This is a genomic window from Kitasatospora azatica KCTC 9699 (assembly GCF_000744785.1).
In the GTDB taxonomy this organism is placed as follows: Bacteria; Actinomycetota; Actinomycetes; order Streptomycetales; family Streptomycetaceae; genus Kitasatospora; species Kitasatospora azatica.
Genome location: NZ_JQMO01000003.1, coordinates 4,817,691 through 4,833,808, shown reverse-complemented (window position 1 = coordinate 4,833,808; position 16,118 = coordinate 4,817,691). Strand labels below are relative to the sequence as shown.

The 16,118-nt window shown below is 71.6% G+C and carries 12 protein-coding genes; 6 read left to right on the top strand and 6 right to left on the bottom strand.

Annotated elements, in window-relative coordinates:
• Positions 1-39 precede the first annotated feature (39 nt).
• Both BR98_RS32135 and BR98_RS32130 read left to right on the top strand, forming a co-directional pair.
• A complete protein-coding gene (locus tag BR98_RS32135) occupies positions 40-921 on the top strand; it encodes a helix-turn-helix transcriptional regulator (protein WP_035850434.1) in 882 nt (293 codons plus the stop codon).
• Between the two features lie 16 nt (positions 922-937).
• Positions 938-1,714, top strand: coding sequence for a methyltransferase domain-containing protein (locus tag BR98_RS32130; RefSeq protein ID WP_035850433.1), 777 nt, complete (start codon positions 938-940; stop codon positions 1,712-1,714).
• 78 nt (positions 1,715-1,792) lie between these two features.
• On the opposite strand, the gene BR98_RS32125 is transcribed toward BR98_RS32130, so the two are convergent.
• The 3 genes from BR98_RS32125 to BR98_RS32115 all read right to left on the bottom strand — a co-directional run bounded on the left by BR98_RS32125 (position 1,793) and on the right by BR98_RS32115 (position 6,442).
• Complete coding sequence (locus BR98_RS32125) at positions 1,793-3,502, bottom strand: DEAD/DEAH box helicase (RefSeq protein ID WP_035850430.1); 1,710 nt, start codon at positions 3,500-3,502, stop codon at positions 1,793-1,795.
• Positions 3,503-3,665: 163 nt separating this feature from the next.
• Positions 3,666-3,872, bottom strand: a complete 207-nt coding sequence (locus tag BR98_RS32120) for a cold-shock protein (protein WP_035850426.1) — start codon at positions 3,870-3,872, stop codon at positions 3,666-3,668.
• A 335-nt stretch (positions 3,873-4,207) separates the two neighbouring features.
• Positions 4,208-6,442: an MMPL family transporter gene (locus tag BR98_RS32115; protein WP_035850418.1), complete on the bottom strand. Its 2,235-nt coding sequence runs from the start codon at positions 6,440-6,442 to the stop codon at positions 4,208-4,210.
• A gap of 598 nt (positions 6,443-7,040) precedes the next feature.
• On the opposite strand from BR98_RS32115, the gene BR98_RS32110 reads away from it, so the two are divergent.
• The 4 genes from BR98_RS32110 to BR98_RS32095 all read left to right on the top strand — a co-directional run bounded on the left by BR98_RS32110 (position 7,041) and on the right by BR98_RS32095 (position 11,836).
• Positions 7,041-9,296, top strand: coding sequence for an MMPL family transporter (locus tag BR98_RS32110; protein ID WP_051970590.1), 2,256 nt, complete (start codon positions 7,041-7,043; stop codon positions 9,294-9,296).
• Positions 9,297-9,389: 93 nt separating this feature from the next.
• Entirely contained in the window at positions 9,390-10,319 is a 930-nt protein-coding gene (locus tag BR98_RS32105) for a phosphotransferase enzyme family protein (protein WP_035850415.1), read from the top strand.
• Positions 10,320-10,454: 135 nt separating this feature from the next.
• A complete protein-coding gene (locus BR98_RS32100; protein WP_083977234.1) occupies positions 10,455-11,432 on the top strand; it encodes a polysaccharide deacetylase family protein in 978 nt (325 codons plus the stop codon).
• Between the two features lie 98 nt (positions 11,433-11,530).
• Positions 11,531-11,836, top strand: a complete 306-nt coding sequence (locus BR98_RS32095) for a hypothetical protein (RefSeq protein WP_157538016.1) — start codon at positions 11,531-11,533, stop codon at positions 11,834-11,836.
• A gap of 15 nt (positions 11,837-11,851) precedes the next feature.
• On the opposite strand, the gene BR98_RS32090 is transcribed toward BR98_RS32095, so the two are convergent.
• From BR98_RS32090 to efeU, 3 genes are all read right to left on the bottom strand, one after another.
• The gene (locus tag BR98_RS32090) at positions 11,852-12,571 is read right to left on the bottom strand and encodes a 3'-5' exonuclease (RefSeq protein ID WP_035854551.1); all 720 of its coding nucleotides are present in this window, start codon (positions 12,569-12,571) and stop codon (positions 11,852-11,854) included.
• A gap of 123 nt (positions 12,572-12,694) precedes the next feature.
• Positions 12,695-14,017 (bottom strand): iron uptake transporter deferrochelatase/peroxidase subunit, encoded by a 1,323-nt coding sequence (efeB, locus tag BR98_RS32085; protein ID WP_035850407.1) that lies wholly within the window; start codon positions 14,015-14,017, stop codon positions 12,695-12,697.
• Positions 14,017-16,059: an iron uptake transporter permease EfeU gene (gene efeU / locus BR98_RS32080; protein WP_035850401.1), complete on the bottom strand. Its 2,043-nt coding sequence runs from the start codon at positions 16,057-16,059 to the stop codon at positions 14,017-14,019. The genes efeB and efeU overlap by 1 nt, the downstream gene beginning before the upstream one ends.
• Between the last annotated feature and the right edge of the window lie 59 nt (positions 16,060-16,118).

Sequence of the window (16,118 nt, the reverse complement as noted above, 5' to 3'; positions counted from 1 at the left end):
CCGCACACTGGAAGCCGAGCAATCGAACGAGGGGGACGCATGTCGGACACTCAGCAGGACGGTCGGCAGCAGGTACGGCGCGACGCCCTCGCCAACTTCCTGCGCAGCCGCCGGGCCCGGCTGACTCCGCAGGATGTCGGTATGGCGCCCGGGCTGCGCCGTCGCACACCCGGGCTGCGCCGGGAGGAGCTGGCACTGCTCGCCGGGGTCGGGGTGACCTGGTACACCTGGCTGGAGCAGGGCCGCGAGATCAACCCGTCCCCCGAGGTGCTCACCAGCCTGGCCCGGACGCTGCGGCTGGACGAGGCGGAGACCGACTACCTGTTCCGGCTGGCGGGCAGTCAGCCCGCCCCGCACGCCGGGCACCCGGCGGCCCGCGTCCCGGCCGCGCTGGAGCGACTGGTGCGGGCGCAATCACCCGCCCCGGCCTTCCTGATGGACGCGGACTGGGACGTCCGGACCTGGAACCCCGAGGCCGAGGCGCTGCTCGACTTCTCCTGCTGGGAGGCGGAGGACCGCAACCTCGCCTGGATCGTCTTCGCCCACGGACCGGCCCGTACCCGCACCGTGGGCTGGGAGTACCACGCCCGCCGCACCCTGGCCCAACTGCGCGCCGCCTACGCCGAACGCGGCGGCGACACCACCCCTGGTGGCCGCCGACTGGCCGAGCTGATCCGCCGCCTGCGCGAAGCCTTCCCCGAGGCCAACGGCTGGTTGGACGAGCACCAGGTGCAGGACCGCTCCGGTACCGCCAAGGACCTGATCCACGAGCAGCTCGGCCCACTGCACTTCGACCAGGTCCTGCTGCGCGCCCCCGACGGACTCCAACTGGTGGTCCTCTCCCCACGCGACGAGGCCACCGCGGATCGCTTGCCGCCGCTGGCCCTGACCATCCGTGAAGTGGCCGAGAGTTCGCGCTAGTTGGTTGAATGAGCGGATGACCTCCACCGAGTTCGAGACCGAGACTCCCGACCCGCTCAGCTACCTCGACCGGGTCGCGGCGACCGACCTGGGCCGGTCCTACAAGCGCCGGATGCTCGAGGAACTCGACGTCCGGCCGGGCCAGACGGTGGTGGATCTCGGCTGCGGCCCCGGCACCGACCTCGGCGCGCTCGCCGAGGCGGTCACCGCGACGGGGACGGTGATCGGCGTCGACCACGACCAGGCCGCGGTCGACGCCGCGATCGAGCGCACCGCAGGGCACAGGGCCGTCCAGGTGCGGCTCGGCGACCTCCATGAGCTGCCGCTGGCGGACCACAGCGCCGACCGCACCCGCACCGACCGGGTGCTGCAGCACGTCGCCGACCCCGCCCGGGCACTGCACGAGATCCGACGGGTACTGCGGCCCGGCGGACGGCTCGTCATGGGCGAACCCGACTGGGGCACCCTGACCGTCGACCACCCGGACGGCGACCTCTCCCACGCGTACACCCGGTACGTCACCGACCAGGCCGTGCGCAACGCCCGTATCGGTAGCCGGCTCCCGCGGCTGGCGGTGGCGGCCGGGTTCGCGGTACCCGACGTCATCGCGATCACGCCCGTCTTCCGGGACGTCCTGGCCGCCGACGGGATCCTGGGGCTGGAACGCACCACCCGGCGTGCCGTCGCCGCCGGATACCTCACCCCGGACGGGGCGCAGCGCTGGCTGGACCACCTCGCGGGCGGCCCCTTCCTCGCGGCGGTGACCTTCTACATCGTGGTGGCCGAAGCCTAGAGCCTGTCCGGCCCTAGCCCAGCACGGCGAAGGGCCCCCGTACCGGAGTACGGGGGCCCTTCGCCGTCTCAGTGAGCGTCAGCGCGCGGCGCGCCGCTGGCGGCCGGTGCCGTAGTTGGAGCCGGTCTTCGAGCCGCTGCCCGCCTTCGGGGCGCCGCTGGCCTTGCCGATGAAGCCGGCCGCCATCCGGGTGCCGCCACCGGAGCCGCTCGCGGCGGAGCCGGCGGTGCCGGTGCCCATGCGCTGCTTCGGACGGCGACGCTTCGGGTTGCCGTTGCTGTCCACGTCGGTGGGCAGCCCGGAGCGCGGGCCGGAACGGCGGCGGTTGCCACCGCCGTTGCCGCCACCGGAGCTGGTCTTCGGGGCGGCGGCCGGCTCGGCCACCACCGGCGCGGCCAGCGTGACCGCGACGCCGCTGGGCGTGCGGGCGCCGGTGATCCGGGTCAGCTCGGCGTCGCCCGGCCGGACCTTGGTGGTGACCGGGCGGATGCCGGCGGTGGTCATCAGCTTGGACATGTCCCGGCGCTGCTCGGGCAGCACCAGGGTGACCACGGTGCCCGACTCGCCGGCCCGCGCGGTGCGGCCGCCACGGTGCAGGTAGTCCTTGTGGTCGATCGGCGGGTCCACGTTGACGACCAGGTCGAGGCCGTCGATGTGGATGCCGCGGGCCGCCACGTTGGTCGCGATCAGTGCGCTGACGTGCCCGTCCCGGAACTGGTCCAGGGTGCGGTTGCGCTGCGGCTGCGACTTGCCGCCGTGCAGCGCGGCCGCCTTGACCCCGCTGGCGAGCAGCTGCTTGGCCAGCCGGTCGGCGCCGTGCTTGGTGTGCACGAACATGATCACCCGGCCCTCGCGGGAGGCGATGTGCGCGGTCGCGGAGGCCTTGTCGGCGGGGTCGATCTGGAGCACGTGGTGCTCCATGGTGGTCACCGCGCCCGCCGAGGGGTCCACCGAGTGGACCACCGGGTCGGTCAGGAAGCGCTGCACCAGCCGGTCGATGTTCTTGTCCAGGGTGGCCGAGAAGAGCATCCGCTGGCCGCCCTCGGCGACCTGCTCCAGCAGCTTGGTGACCTGCGGCAGGAAGCCCATGTCGGCCATCTGGTCGGCCTCGTCGAGGACGGTGATCTCCACGTCGTCCAGTCGGACGTCCTGACGGTTGATCAGGTCGTCCAGTCGGCCCGGGGTGGCGACCAGCAGCTCGGTGCCGCGGCGCAGCGCGTTCGCCTGCCGGGTGATCGACATACCGCCGACCACGGTGGCGATCCGCAGGTTGACGGCGGTCGCGTACGGGGTGAGCGCGTCGGTGACCTGCTGGGCCAGCTCACGGGTGGGCACCAGCACCATCGCGATCGGTCGGCGGGCGTCCGCCCGGCGACCGGCGATCCGGGCCAGCACCGACAGGCCGAAGGCCAGGGTCTTGCCGGAGCCGGTGCGGCCACGGCCGAGCACGTCACGGCCGGCCAGCGAGTCGGGCAGGGTGGCGGACTGGATCGGGAACGGCTCGGTGACGCCCTCCCGGGTCAGCGCGCTCAGCAGCGCCTTCGGCATCTCCAGCTCGGCGAAGGTCGCGGCCGGCGGACGGGCGGGGGTGCCGGTCACCGCGGTGAAGTCGGCGGGCTCGGCGGTGCGCGGCCGCCCGGCGCCGCGGCTGCGGCTCTGGGCCTGGCTGCGCAGCCCGCCCGAGCTGCGCCCGGCGCGGGCCTGCGCGTCGCTGAAGCCACCGGTGGTGTTGGCGCCCTGCGTACGGGGGCGGCCGCGACCGGTGGAGCGACGTGCCTGATCAGTCATGTACGGGTACTCCGTCCTGAGGGGTCACCGTCGATGGGTGACCCGTGGGTTCGGCCGTCAGGAGAGAGTGCGCCGCCCCGGCCGTTCGGCGGCATGGGCGAAGGCCCGCACCGTGCGGTACGGGCCTTCGCTGCGTCAGTGCGCGTTCAGCAGGTGCCGAACGTCAGCCGATGACGACGATGTTCTCAGCCTGCGGGCCCTTCTGGCCCTGCGTGACGTCGAACTCGACCTTCTGGCCCTCGATCAGCTCACGGAAACCCTGAGCCGCGATGTTGGAGTAGTGGGCGAACACGTCCGGGCCGCCACCCTCCTGCTCGATGAAGCCGAAGCCCTTTTCGCTGTTGAACCACTTCACGGTGCCGGTAGCCATAACCGTCTCCTTAATACCTGGGGCAACGAGACCCACACCTCGTGGACCTCGCGTCGCCGCGATCCCCATCCGGAGATGACCGCCGGACAAAACAAATGCGCCTGATGGTTGATACCAGCAGGCGCACACAAACGTTCATGGGAACCAAAACTGCAACTGCTTCGACTGTAGCACGGTGCTCGGCGGAATGATCGGATAATTTTTGGCCCGTTCCGACCGGTCCTGACTCTGGCAGGTCTCCAGGTGAACACCGGGTGGACACAGGTAGGCGGGCCGCCCCCGGGAGTGCTCCCGGGGACGGCCCGCCTCGCGCTACGTGCTGCCCAGGTGCTGGGTCAGCGGCGCCCGGCGGGCTCCGAGTCGTGCACAGCCACCGAACCGGCTACCACGTGGCTGGGGCCGCCCTGGTTGGAAAGCCCCTGGTGGCCGGGCCACCAGGCCTTGCGCCCGAGCAGCGCCGTCAGCGCCGGGGTGAAGAACATCGCCATCACGAAGGCCGAGACCGCGATGCCGAAGGCCACCGAGAACCCGATCTCACTGAACAGGGTGTTCCCCGCGAAGCACATGGTGGCGAAGGTCGCCGCCAGGATGCCGCCGGCCGCCGCGACGGTCGGACCGCCGTGGCGCAGCGCCATGCTCGCCGCCTCGCGCGGGCTGCGGCCCTCCTGGGCCTCCTCCCGCAGGCGGGCGATCATCAGGATGTTGTAGTCGGTGCCGATGGCCACCACGAACAGGTAGATGAACATCGGCAGCATGAACATCAGGCCCGACTCGCCCTTCATGTTCTGGAACACCAGGGTGGTGGCGCCGACGGTGGCACCGAAGCCGAGGCCGACGGCCGCCATCAGGTACCAGGGGGCCACCACGCTGCGCAGCAGCAGGCCGAGGATCACCATGATCAGCAGCGCCGCGATCGGGAAGACCAACGAGTAGTCGTGGGCCATCGCGGTGTTGATGTCCTTGTAGACGGAGGTCAGACCGCCCACGTAGACCTTGGTGTCCTGCGGCGCCTGGCCGTGCGCCACCGAGCGCAGCTTGCCGACGGTGTCGATGGCCTTGTTGGAGGCCGGGTCGTCCTTCAGCATGACGGTGAAGTCGGCCGTCAGGCCGTCGGCGCTGGCCTTGGGCTGCGGCGCCACCTGGCCGACACCGCTGACCCCGCCGAGCGCCTGGGCGTAAGCCGGGAAGGCGGCCTTGTCGAGCGGGACGCCGGTGGTGGAGGTGACGTAGACGTCCGAAGGATCGGCGGCGCCGGCCGTGAACGAGGTCATCAGGGTGGTCTGGACGACCATCGACTCCTTGGTCTTCGGCATCGAGCTCGAAGCGAGGTCGAAGGTGCCCTTGTAGCCGGTGACACCGATCGCCAGCGCCACCAGGATCAGCCCGGAGACGGCGGCCACCATGCCGGGGCGACGCTGAACGGTGTTGCCGAGCGCGGCGAACTTGGCGCCCTTCGGCTCGACCCGCCAGCGGGTGGCGGGATTGGGCTGGTGCCGCAGGATCACCTTGCGGAAGGCGTAGATCAGGCCCTTCTCCCAGAACAGCACCCGCTCCGGGATCAGCGACAGCACGGCCGGCACCAGGGTGACCGAGGCCAGCGCCGTGACGGCGACCGCGATCGCCAGCGAGGGGCCCATCGCCTTGAACATGCCGAGGCTGGAGAGCACCAGCACGCTGAAGGCCACGATCACCGCGCCGGCCGCCGAGCTGATCGCCTCGCCGACCCGGCCGACGGCGTTGACCATCGCGTCCCGGCGTTCCTCGCCCGCTCGCAGCCGTTCGCGGTAGCGGAAGATCAGGAAGAGGAAGTAGTCGGTGCCGACGCCGAACAGCACCACGATCAGGATCGCCGAGACCGAGCTGTCCGCCTTGAGGCCGAAGGCCTTGCTGGCGTCGGCGATCAGGCCGTTCGCCACCGAGGAGAAGACGAGGATCAGCGCCACCGGCAGGAAGGCGATCAGCGGACTGCGGAAGATCAGGAACAGCGTCAACAGGATGATCACCACGGTGCCGACGCCGATCAGCACGTTCGCCAGCTTCGACGAGTCCTGCTGGTCGAGGTTCTGCGCGGCCTGACCGCCCAGCTGCACCTTGAGGTTGCTGCCGGCCGCGAGCGACTTGCCGTCCTCGCGCAGCTTCTTGGCGGTGTCCGCGGTCTCGGTGCCCTGCTTGGGCGCGCTCTTGTCGAAGCCGATCATGGACAGCGCGTACTTGCCGTCCTTGGAGGTCGACTTGTCGTTGACCGGGACGATCGTCTGCACGTACTTGATGTGCTCGGCGGTCAGGCCGTCCGTGACCTTCTTCATCGCGGTCTGGTCCTCAGGACCGAGCGCCGCCCCGTCGGTGCGCTCGAAGAGCAGCATCGCGTTGGGGGTGAAGTTGGCCGGGAACGCCTTCTGCTGCACGTCCATCGCCTGGATGGACTCGTAGTGCTTCGGAAGGAACGCGCTCTCGTCCGTCTGTGCCGTCAACGTCGGCGCGCTCGCGACGATCGCGATCGCGGCGATCACCCAGCCGGCTATCACCCACCAGGCGCGCCTGACGACGAATTGTCCGATTCGGTGGAACATGCTTGCGATGCCTCCTGGCATGGTTCACCGCAGCCCTGGGGGACGGGACGCTGGGCGAGCGGCTGACGGCCTCGGGTACGGCGCCGCAGCGCAGTCCTTAGCCGGTCGGCAGGTAAGTATTCGGAGGAAGCATCATACGAGAACTTACTGGCCGCCCGGCAAGCGACCCGCGGTGACGCCGCGGGCCCGCACCGGGGTGGTCACCTAGTCGCGTGGAGACGCTCCCCTAAGGGGCCTTCCTTCTGCCCCGAACCATCCTGACCTGGCAACACCGGTCCAGACCTCGTCCCCCGGGTGGAGATACCTCCGCCTCAGGGTGGAGCTTTGCCAGTACTCAGGGTGGAGCGGACAGTAGGGAAAACCCCACCCCGCTCCTGGGGGCAGGCCCAGGGTGGACTCACCCGCTGGCCGGATTACCCGTCAAGTGCGCGCTCTCTAGTGTCAGTTGCGAGCCCGAAAGCACCGCCCGGGCCACCGACCGCCGCCCGCCGCTCACCGCGACCCGCACCGTCGCGTCCCAGGGGAGACTCCCGTGTCATCCACTTCAAGGTCAGCCTCGAGACTGACGAACAGGTCGACGAAGCAGGGCCTGGCCGCCATGATGGGCGCCTGGAGCGCCCGTCACCGCAAGACCGCCGTCTTCGGCTGGCTGCTCTTCGTCGTCCTGGCCGCCTTCCTCGGCGGCGTCTCCGGCAGCCACGAGATCACCGACTCCGAGTCGATGCCGGGCCAGGTGGCCCGGGCCGCCAAGATCCTCGACGACGCGGGGATCAAGAGCCCGGCCGGCGAGACCGTGCTGGTCCAGAGCAGCACGCTGACCGCCGCCGACCCGGCCTTCCACGCCAAGGTCGACCAGGTGGTCGCCGCGATCAACGGCACCGGCAAGGCCGCCGACCTGCGCTCGCCGTACCAGACCAAGGCGATCTCCGCCGACCAGCACTCGGCCCTGGTCCAGTTCAACCTGCCGGGGACCAGTGACGACGCCGTCAAGAACGTCGCCGCCACCAACGACGCGATCACCGCGCTGCAGAAGAGCGACGGCTCCTTCACGGTGGCGGAGTTCGGCGAGGCCACCGCGCACAAGTGGATCAGCGAGCAGTTCAAGAACGACTTCGCCAGCGCCGAGTGGACCGCCGTGCCGCTGGCCCTGGGCATCCTGCTGATCGCCTTCGGCGCGGTGGTCGCCGCGGTGCTGCCGGTCGGCCTGGCCCTCACCGCGTTCGTCGCGGCCGGCGGCCTGGTCGCGCTGAGCAGCCGCTTCCTGCACACCAGCAACGACGCCAGTTCGGTGATGCTGCTGGTCGGCCTCGCGGTCGGGGTCGACTACTGCCTCTTCTACCTGCGCCGCGAGCGGGAGGAGCGGGCCGCCGGACGCGACGCGGCGACCGCCCTCAAGGTGGCCGCCGCCACCTCGGGCCGGGCCGTGCTGGTCTCCGGGATCACCGTGGTGGTCGCGATGGCCGGGATGTTCTTCACCGGGATCGCCGACTTCCAGGCGATGTCCTACGCCACCATCGTGGTGGTGGTCACCGCGGTGCTCGGCTCGCTCACCGTGCTCCCCGCGCTGCTCTCGATGCTCGGCGACCGGGTGGAGAAGGGCCGGGTGCCCTTCCTGCACAAGCTGAAGGCGAAGGACCCGAACAGCGGCAGCCGGGTCTGGAACGCCGTGCTCACCCCGGTGCTGCGCTTCCCGCTGGCCGCCACCCTGCTCGCCGGCGGCCTGCTGCTGGCGGTGGCCGCCCCGCTGCTCACCATGCACACCGCGAACCTGACCTTCCAGCAGTCGCTGCCCAAGGGCAACGCCCTGGTCCAGACCTCGCAGCGGATCGAGGCCGCCTTCCCGGGCAGCCCCTCCCCCGCCACCGTGGTGGTCAAGGCCGCCGACATCAACTCCCCGGCGATGAAGCAGGCCATCGCCGACTTCCAGACCCGGGCCCTGGCCACCGGCAGGATGCACGGCCCGATCGAGGTCACGCTGCACCCGGAGCAGAACGTCGCCACCATCGACGTCCCGCTCAACGGCAGCGGCAACGACGCCGCCAGCACGGCCGCGCTCTCCACGCTGCGTCAGGACGTGGTCCCCAACACCCTGCTCAAGGTCCCCGGCACCGAGGCGCCGGTGACCGGCAGCACCGCCGGCTCGCACGACTTCAACCAGCAGATGACCTCCAGCATGCTGCCGGTCTTCGCCTTCGTGGTGGTCTTCGCCTTCGTCCTGATGCTCGCCTCGTTCCGCTCGCTGGGCATCGCGGTCACCGCGGTGGTGCTCAACCTGCTCTCGGTCGGCGCCGCGTACGGGGTCCTGACCCTGGTCTTCCAGCACGGTGTGGGCGCCTCGCTGCTCGGCACCTCCGGGGTCGGCGCGGTGGAGTCCTGGGTGCCGCTCTTCCTCTTCGTGATCCTCTTCGGTCTGAGCATGGACTACCACGTCTTCGTGGTCTCCCGGATCAAGGAGGCGCACGACCGGGGCCTGCCGACCCGGGCCGCCGTGGCCCACGGCATCCGCTCCACCGCCGGTGTGGTCACCAGCGCGGCGGTCATCATGGTGGCGGTCTTCGCGGTCTTCGGCACCCTGTCGATGCAGTCGATGAAGCAGATGGGCGTGGGCCTGGCGGTCGCCGTCCTGATCGACGCCACGGTGATCCGCGGGGTGCTGCTCCCCTCGGTGATGACCCTGCTGGGCGAGCGCAACTGGTACCTGCCGAGCTGGCTGTCCTGGCTGCCGAACCTCTCGCACGAGGAGCCGACCCCGCCGGCCACCGTCGGCACCCCGGCCAGCCCGGCCGCCAACGGCCCGCTGGACCCGCCGGCGGACCCGGTGGACGGCCCCCGGCACCGCCGGGTCAACGCCTGACACCTGCCTGAGCCCGCCCGACGACACCGGACAACGCCTCATCCACCGGCCGTTCCCCCTCCCCAGGGGGGAACGGCCGGTACCGTCATTGCCATGCAAGATCGCACCGAACCGCGCTTCGACGAGCCCCGGGCGCGCGCCCTGCTCGCCCTGGCCTGTGCCACGGCCGGCCTGCCCGATCCGTCCGGCGCCCGGCTGCTCGCCTTCGGCGAGAACGCGGTCTTCGACCTCGGCGCCCCGGCACTGGTCGCCAAGGTCGGCCGCAGCGGTGCCCTGACCGGCCGGGCGGCACACGAGCTGACCGTGGCCCGCTGGCTGGACGGCGCGGGCATCCCGGTGGTCCGCCCGGCCGACGACCTGGCGGACCAGCCGGCGGGCACCCCGGTGGACGCGGCCGGCCATCCGGTCACCTTCTGGCATCGCCTGGCGCCGGCCGTGCGGCCGGCCGGCTTCGGTGACCTCGGCCCGCTGCTGCGGGCGCTGCACCTGCTGTCCGCGCCACCGGCACCCGTCGCGCCGTTGCCCAGGCGGGAGTTGCTGGCCCCGGTACCGCGCTGGCTGCGGTCCGCCGAGGGGCACCTCGACCCGGCCGACGCCGACTTCCTGCTCAAGCGGGCCGCGGAGCTGACCGAGGAGATCCCCACCCTGGTCCCGCTGCTGCCCACCGGCGTGATCCACGGCGACGCCCTGCCGCGCAACGTCCACCTGGGCCCGGACGGACCGATCCTGCTGGACCTGGAGACCGTGGCGGACGACCTGCGCGAGCACGACCTGGTGGTACTCGCCCTCGGCTGCCTGCGCTACGGCGTGCCGGAGGAGGACTACCTCGCCTTCACCCGCGGCTACGGCTGGGACGTCCGGGACTGGGCCGGCTGCGGGGTGCTGCAGGCGGCCCGGGAGACGGCGGGCGCGGCCTGGGTGGCGCAGCACGTGCCGGGCAACGCGGCGGCTCTGGCCGAGTTCCGGCGCCGGGTGGCCTCACTGCGCGAGGCGGACCCTTCGGTGCGCTGGCAGGCGTTCTGAGAGCGGGCTCCCAGCTGCCGGTGAGAAAGATCTCAAGATACTTACATCCTTTCGGAACTGCCTGTTGAGCAGCCATCGTCGTAGGGAGCAGCCGCATCCACACCGGGCGGCAGGTACCACGTCAGGAGCTGCCGCATGTCGGACCTCGGCACCCGCCGCACCCCGCTCCGTCGCGCCGCCGCGGGCTGCGCGGCAGTCCTCACGCTCGCCCTCGCCTGCGCGTGCGGCGCCGCCCAGGGCGCCACCCAGTCCCAGGCCCGCCCGACCGCGAACCTGACCCTGAGCAGCACGAGCGGCAGCCCGAGCGCCGTGCCGAGCCCGAGCAGCAGCCCCACCGGTCCGAGCAGCCCGACCGGCACCCAGACCGGCGCCGCGGCCGAGCCGACCAGGCACCCGAGCGGCACCCCCGGCGCAACCGGCGCTCCCGGCACTCCCAGCGCCCCGAGCACCCCCGGCTCCCCCGCGACCACCGCGGCCGCGCCGCTGCCCGCGCCGGACGCCCCCGGCTCCGCGATCGTCTACTCGACCGCCACCGGCCCGGGCAACGGCAGGACCGTCGCCCTCACCTTCGACGACGGCCCGGGCCCGGCCACCGGCCCGATCCTCGACCTGCTGGCGCAGTACCACGCCAAGGCGACCTTCTGCGAGATCGGCCCGCAGGCCACCGCCAACCCGGCCCTGGTCAAGCGGATCCTGGCCGACGGCCACCGCCTCTGCGACCACACCGTGCACCACCCGCAGCCGATGCACACGCTGCTGCACGACCGCCAGGTCTTCGAGATCACCGCGGCCAAGGACATGATCATCCAGGCCGGCGGCCCGGGCACCCAGGTCGGCTGGTTCCGGGCGCCCGGCGGCGACTTCAGCGCCGAGAACCGCCAGATCGCCGTGCAGGACGGCCTGCGCCCGCTCGGCTGGACCGTGGACACCCGTGACTGGGCCAAGCCCGGTGCCGACAAGATCCTCGCCACCGCCCAGAAGCAGCTCAAGCCCGGTGGCATCATCCTGATGCACGACGGCGGCGGCGACCGCAGCCAGACCGTCGCCGCGCTGGGCCAGCTGCTTCCGTGGCTGGTCCAGCAGGGGTACACCTTCGACTTCCCGGCGGGCTAGGACCCGTCCGGGGCAGGCACCGTGGGGGGGACGCCGTGGGACGAAGAACCGCAACGGCTGTGACAGCGCTGGCACTTCTTGCCCTGGGGGTCTGCAGCATGTACACCAGGGTGTCCACGCTCACCCAGGACAAGGGGAATGGAAACGCACCCGGCATGGTCGCCTCCCAGGCCGGGTTCGAGTTCTTCTCGGTCTGGTTGAACACCGTCGAGAAGGTCAGTCTCACCGGCGACCCGCTGTACAGCCCGGTCCACCAGCGCACCATCCAGCCCGGCCCGGACCAGGTGGCCACCCTCGTGGAGTATCACACCCGCTACCCCAACGACGGCCGCTACCACCAGGACGACCACATCGACGCCCGGCTCTGCACCGAGTCCAAGTCCCACTGCCGCGCGATCATCTGACGTACCGTCAGACTGCTACCCGACCACCGCGTACGGAATCACCGGCCAGGCCGGTTCCACCGAGGCCCGCGGGTCGGAGGTGCGCCGCAGGTACTGCTCGAAGGAAGCCGCTTGCTCGGCCGCCGCCCGCACCTGGAGCTCGTGCAGCTCGGCCGCCGAGACGGCGCCGGCGGCCGGGAAGAGCTCGCCGAGCCGGCGGGCCACCCCGGCGGCGGCCACCGCGTCGGCACCGGCCTCGTGCGCGTGGTCCAGCGGCACCCCGTAGTGCTCGCAGAGCGCCTGGAGGTTGCGCTTGCCCTTGCGGTAGCGGTCCAGGTTCTTGTCCAGCACCAGCGGGTCGATCACCGGCGAGAGGGCGCCGCCCAACCGCGCGGAGAGCGGTGTGACGCCGTGTCGGCGGCACTCGCGGTCCAGCAGCGAGAGGTCGTACCTGGCGTTCATGATCACCAGCGGGATGCCCGAGGAAAGCGACTCGGCCACCGCTCGGGTGATCTCCTCGACGCCCTCGGCGGCCGGGCCACCGTGGGCCCGGGCGTACTCGGTGGAGATGCCGTGGATGGCGGCCGCCCCGTCGGGTATCGCCATCCCCGGGTCGAGCAGCCAAGTGCGCGCGCTGGGCGGCGCCGTGGCGTCCTCCAGTCTGATCAACGCCGCGGTGACGATCCGGTCGTGCTCGACGTCCGTCCCCGTGGTCTCCAGATCGAATGCCGTCAACGGACCGCAGGCCCAGCTCAGCTCACCCATCACCCGCGCCTTCCGTCCGAGTGTCACCTTGACGTGCCCCATCATCGCCGCCACCTGTGACAGTGCCGCCTCGGGCCCGGGGCCCGAGGCGGCAGCAGGGGGTGCACGGAGGGATCAGGCGGCCGCGAACATCCCCCGGCCGAGCCAGTCGTTGGTGTCGCGCGCGCCCGGCAGCACGAAGAAGTAGCCGCCGCCGGTCGGCGAGATGTAGTCCACCAGCGGCTCGTCGATCAGCCGGGTCTGGGTGGCCTCGAACTGGCGGACCACGTCCTGCTGGTAGCAGCAGAAGGCGAGGCCCATGTCGAGGTTGCCGACCTTGTCCACGCCGCGGTCGTAGTTGTAGCCGCGGCGCAGGATCCGCGAGTCGTCGGTCTTCTCGTCGCGCGGGTTGGCCAGCCGGATGTGGGCGTCCAACGGGATCGCCTTGCCGTCCGGGTCCTTGGCGTAGTCGGGGGCGTCGGTCTCCTTGGCGCCGTCCAGCGGGGCGCCGGTGTCCTTGCGGCGGCCGAACATCTTCTCCTGCTCGGCCAGCGAGACCCGGTCCCAGAACTCGACCAGCATCCGGATGATCCGAATCACCTGGTAGCTGCCGCCGGTGGCCCAGCCGGGCTCGCCCATGCCGTCCTTGACCCAGACCAGCTTGTCCATCTCCCGGCCCGACTTGACGTCGGGGTTGGCGATGCCGTCCTTGAAGCCGAGCAGGTTGCGCTGCGCGCCGGTCGGACGCGGGGCGCTCTGGAAGCCGTCGATCCGCCACTTGACCTGCATCGCGCCGCGGGTGTGCCGGGCGATGTCGCGCAGCGCGTGCAGCACCGTGTCCTGGCTGCCGGCGCAGATCTGCAGCGAGAGGTCGCCGTGCAGTTCGGCGGCCTGCAGGTTGTCGTTGGGGAAGGTCTTCATCGGACCGAGCTTGACCGGCTTGGCCTTGGCCAGGCCGTAGCGGTCGTCGAAGAGCGAGGCGCCGACGCCGACCGTCACGGTGAGGCTGTCGCTGGGCACGGTCGGGCCGAGGATGCCGTTGTCGGCCGGCGGGGCGCCGACACCAAGGTCCGGCGGGGTGCCGCCGGCGGTCAGGAAGCGGATCCGCTCGGTCAGGGTGTGGAAGAGCTGCTCCAACGCCGGGCGGTCGGCGGCGATCACGTCGAAGGAGACGAACATCGCGTAGGCCGGCGCCGCGGTCAGGACGCCCGCCTGGTGCTCGCCGTGGAACGGGACCACGGTGTCGCCGGGGGCGGCGGCCGCGGCCGGGGCGGCCGAGCCGCCCAGCGCGAGCGCGCCGCCGGCCAGCGCGGCACCCGCCGCGCCGACGCCGAGCGCAGCGCCCAGGAAGCTGCGCCGGGCGGGCGCCGCCGGGCAGGCGGAGACCGGCTCGGTGGCGGCGACAGCGGCGGCGTGCGGGAACGGGCAGGAACCGGAGGTGGTGGACTGGCTGGTCATCAGGCGGACTTCCGGATCTCAAGAAGGTCGGGAATCGGGGCGAGGTCTTCGAGCAGCTGGCCGGTGGCACCGTTGAGCTGCGTCCGCGCCTTGGGGTCGAGCTGCTGCACCGGGGTCCAGCTGCCGTCCGCGCGGTGGGCGGCGGCCAGCAGGTCGCCGAGGCGCTTCATGCCGGCGTTGACGGTGCCGAGCAGCTCCGGGCTGCGGGCCTCGATCAGCGGCTGAAGGACCGTCAGCAGCTCCTGGGTGCCGGCCACGTTGGCCTGGGCGGTGGCCAGGTTGCTGCCGCTGCCCGCGTCGGTGTCACCGGTGAGCTCGAACTGGAGGGTGTTCTCCAGGATCTCGTGGGTGCGCAGCGGCAGGTCGGTGGCGTCGAAGTCCTGGCCGGGGAACTTCTGGCCGAGGTCCGCTACGTCGGCGACGAGCTGGTCGACGGCCGGGGTGAGGTCGGCGGCGCTCTGGCCGTGCCACAGGCCGTACTCGACCCGGTGGAAGCCGGTGAAGTCCTTGTCGTTCACGCCGTCCGGCAGGCCGTCGGCACGGCCGTTGATCTTCTTGTCCAGGTCGGCGAAGGTGCCGTAGGCGGCGCCCAGCGAGGAGTACTTGAGGTGGGCGGTGAGCCAGCTGGCCTTGGCGGTGGTCAGGTCGCCGCCGTGCACGTCGACCTGGAGGTGCTGGGTCAGCGTCAGCAGCTCGGCCAGGCCGGTGTTGACGTAGCTCTTGTACTGGTCGAGCGGGGCCTTGAGGTCGTCCTCGGCGACCGGCAGCACCGCCTTGACGGCCGGTCCGCCGGTGACGTGCACGGCGGCCGAGGTGACCGCGTCGCCGCCGGTGGGCACGCAGCGCCAGGCCAGGTCGCCGCTGCCGATGGTGGCGGTGAGCGGGCGGGTGGTGCCGGGGGCCAGGCCCTCGATCTCGCCGTAAACCGCGTTGGTGGCCGGGTTGACCAGGTACACCTCGGAGGTCTTGCTGCCCGTGTTGTGCATCTGGAAGGTCTGCTGGCCGGGCTGCGGGGTGCTGAAGCCCTTTCCGCACTCCTCCTTGGCGTCGGAGACCGTGACGGTCGCGGCGGCGGCCGGCTTGCCGTTGCTGGCGGCGATCACCGCGGTGGCCAGCACCGCGGGGACGGCCACCAGGGCGGCCGGGACCAGCCAGCGGTTGCGGGAACCGCCGGGCCGCTCGTCCGCCGGCGAGGTCGCGGACTCTGCGGCCTTGGGCGCGGTCGCCGCCGCACCCTTCAGGCCGCGGACGAACAGGGTCATCACGATCGCCAGGTAGAGCACGTAACCGGCCACCTGCAGCCAGGTCATGGTGACGGTCAGGTTGAACACGCCCTGCACCAGCGTCGCGTACCAGGAGCCGGCGTCCAGCGAGCCGCTGAGGTCGAAGGCGTAGGCGTGCGCGCCGGGCAGCACGCCGCCCTCCTGCAGGTCGCGCAGGCCGTAGCTGAGCACGCCGGCCGCGATGACGATCAGCACGATGCCGGTGTAGGTGAAGAACCTGGTCAGGTTGATCTTCAGCACCCGGCGGTACAGGCCCCAGCAGAGGCCGGCGGCCAGCACCAGGCCGATCGCCGCGCCGATCGCGGGGCCGGTCGCCTCACCGGCGGAGCGCGCGGTGGTCCACAGGAAGAGCGAGGTCTCCAGGCCCTCCCGACCCACCGCCAGGAAGCTGGTGACGACGAGCACTCCGGTGCCCATGGTGAGCGCGGCGGTGACCTTCTCGCGGATCTCCGAGGAGAGGGTACGGGCCGAGCGGCGCATCCAGAAGACCATGCCGGTGACGAAGGCCACCGCGATCAGGCTGAGCGTGCCGCCGAAGGCCTCCTGGGCGGTGCCGGAGAGGTTGGCCGCGGTGAAGGTGAGGACGGCGCCGAAGCTGAGTGCCAGCGCGATCGCGGCCAGGACTCCCGTCCAGACCTGCGGCAGGCGCCCCTTCTGGTCCGAGCGGACCAGGGTCGCGACCAGGATCGAGACGACGAGTCCCGCTTCCAGCCCCTCCCTGAGCCCGATCAGAAAGCTTGGAAAAGCGTCGTCCCACATGGGTGCTGAACTCCCCTTGGCGTCCGTGTGCCGCCAAGCGCGACAACCGCGCTTAGCTT

Coding starts and splice junctions, on each gene's coding strand:
- BR98_RS32115 (WP_035850418.1), bottom strand. CDS start 6,442: ATGTTCCACCGAATCGGACAATTCGTCGTCAGGCGCGCCTGGTGGGTG.
- BR98_RS32110 (WP_051970590.1), top strand. CDS start 7,041: ATGATGGGCGCCTGGAGCGCCCGTCACCGCAAGACCGCCGTCTTCGGC.
- BR98_RS32130 (WP_035850433.1), top strand. CDS start 938: ATGACCTCCACCGAGTTCGAGACCGAGACTCCCGACCCGCTCAGCTAC.
- BR98_RS32135 (WP_035850434.1), top strand. CDS start 40: ATGTCGGACACTCAGCAGGACGGTCGGCAGCAGGTACGGCGCGACGCC.
- efeU (WP_035850401.1), bottom strand. CDS start 16,059: ATGTGGGACGACGCTTTTCCAAGCTTTCTGATCGGGCTCAGGGAGGGG.
- BR98_RS32125 (WP_035850430.1), bottom strand. CDS start 3,502: ATGACTGATCAGGCACGTCGCTCCACCGGTCGCGGCCGCCCCCGTACG.
- BR98_RS32120 (WP_035850426.1), bottom strand. CDS start 3,872: ATGGCTACCGGCACCGTGAAGTGGTTCAACAGCGAAAAGGGCTTCGGC.
- BR98_RS32105 (WP_035850415.1), top strand. CDS start 9,390: ATGCAAGATCGCACCGAACCGCGCTTCGACGAGCCCCGGGCGCGCGCC.
- BR98_RS32100 (WP_083977234.1), top strand. CDS start 10,455: ATGTCGGACCTCGGCACCCGCCGCACCCCGCTCCGTCGCGCCGCCGCG.
- BR98_RS32095 (WP_157538016.1), top strand. CDS start 11,531: ATGTACACCAGGGTGTCCACGCTCACCCAGGACAAGGGGAATGGAAAC.
- efeB (WP_035850407.1), bottom strand. CDS start 14,017: ATGACCAGCCAGTCCACCACCTCCGGTTCCTGCCCGTTCCCGCACGCC.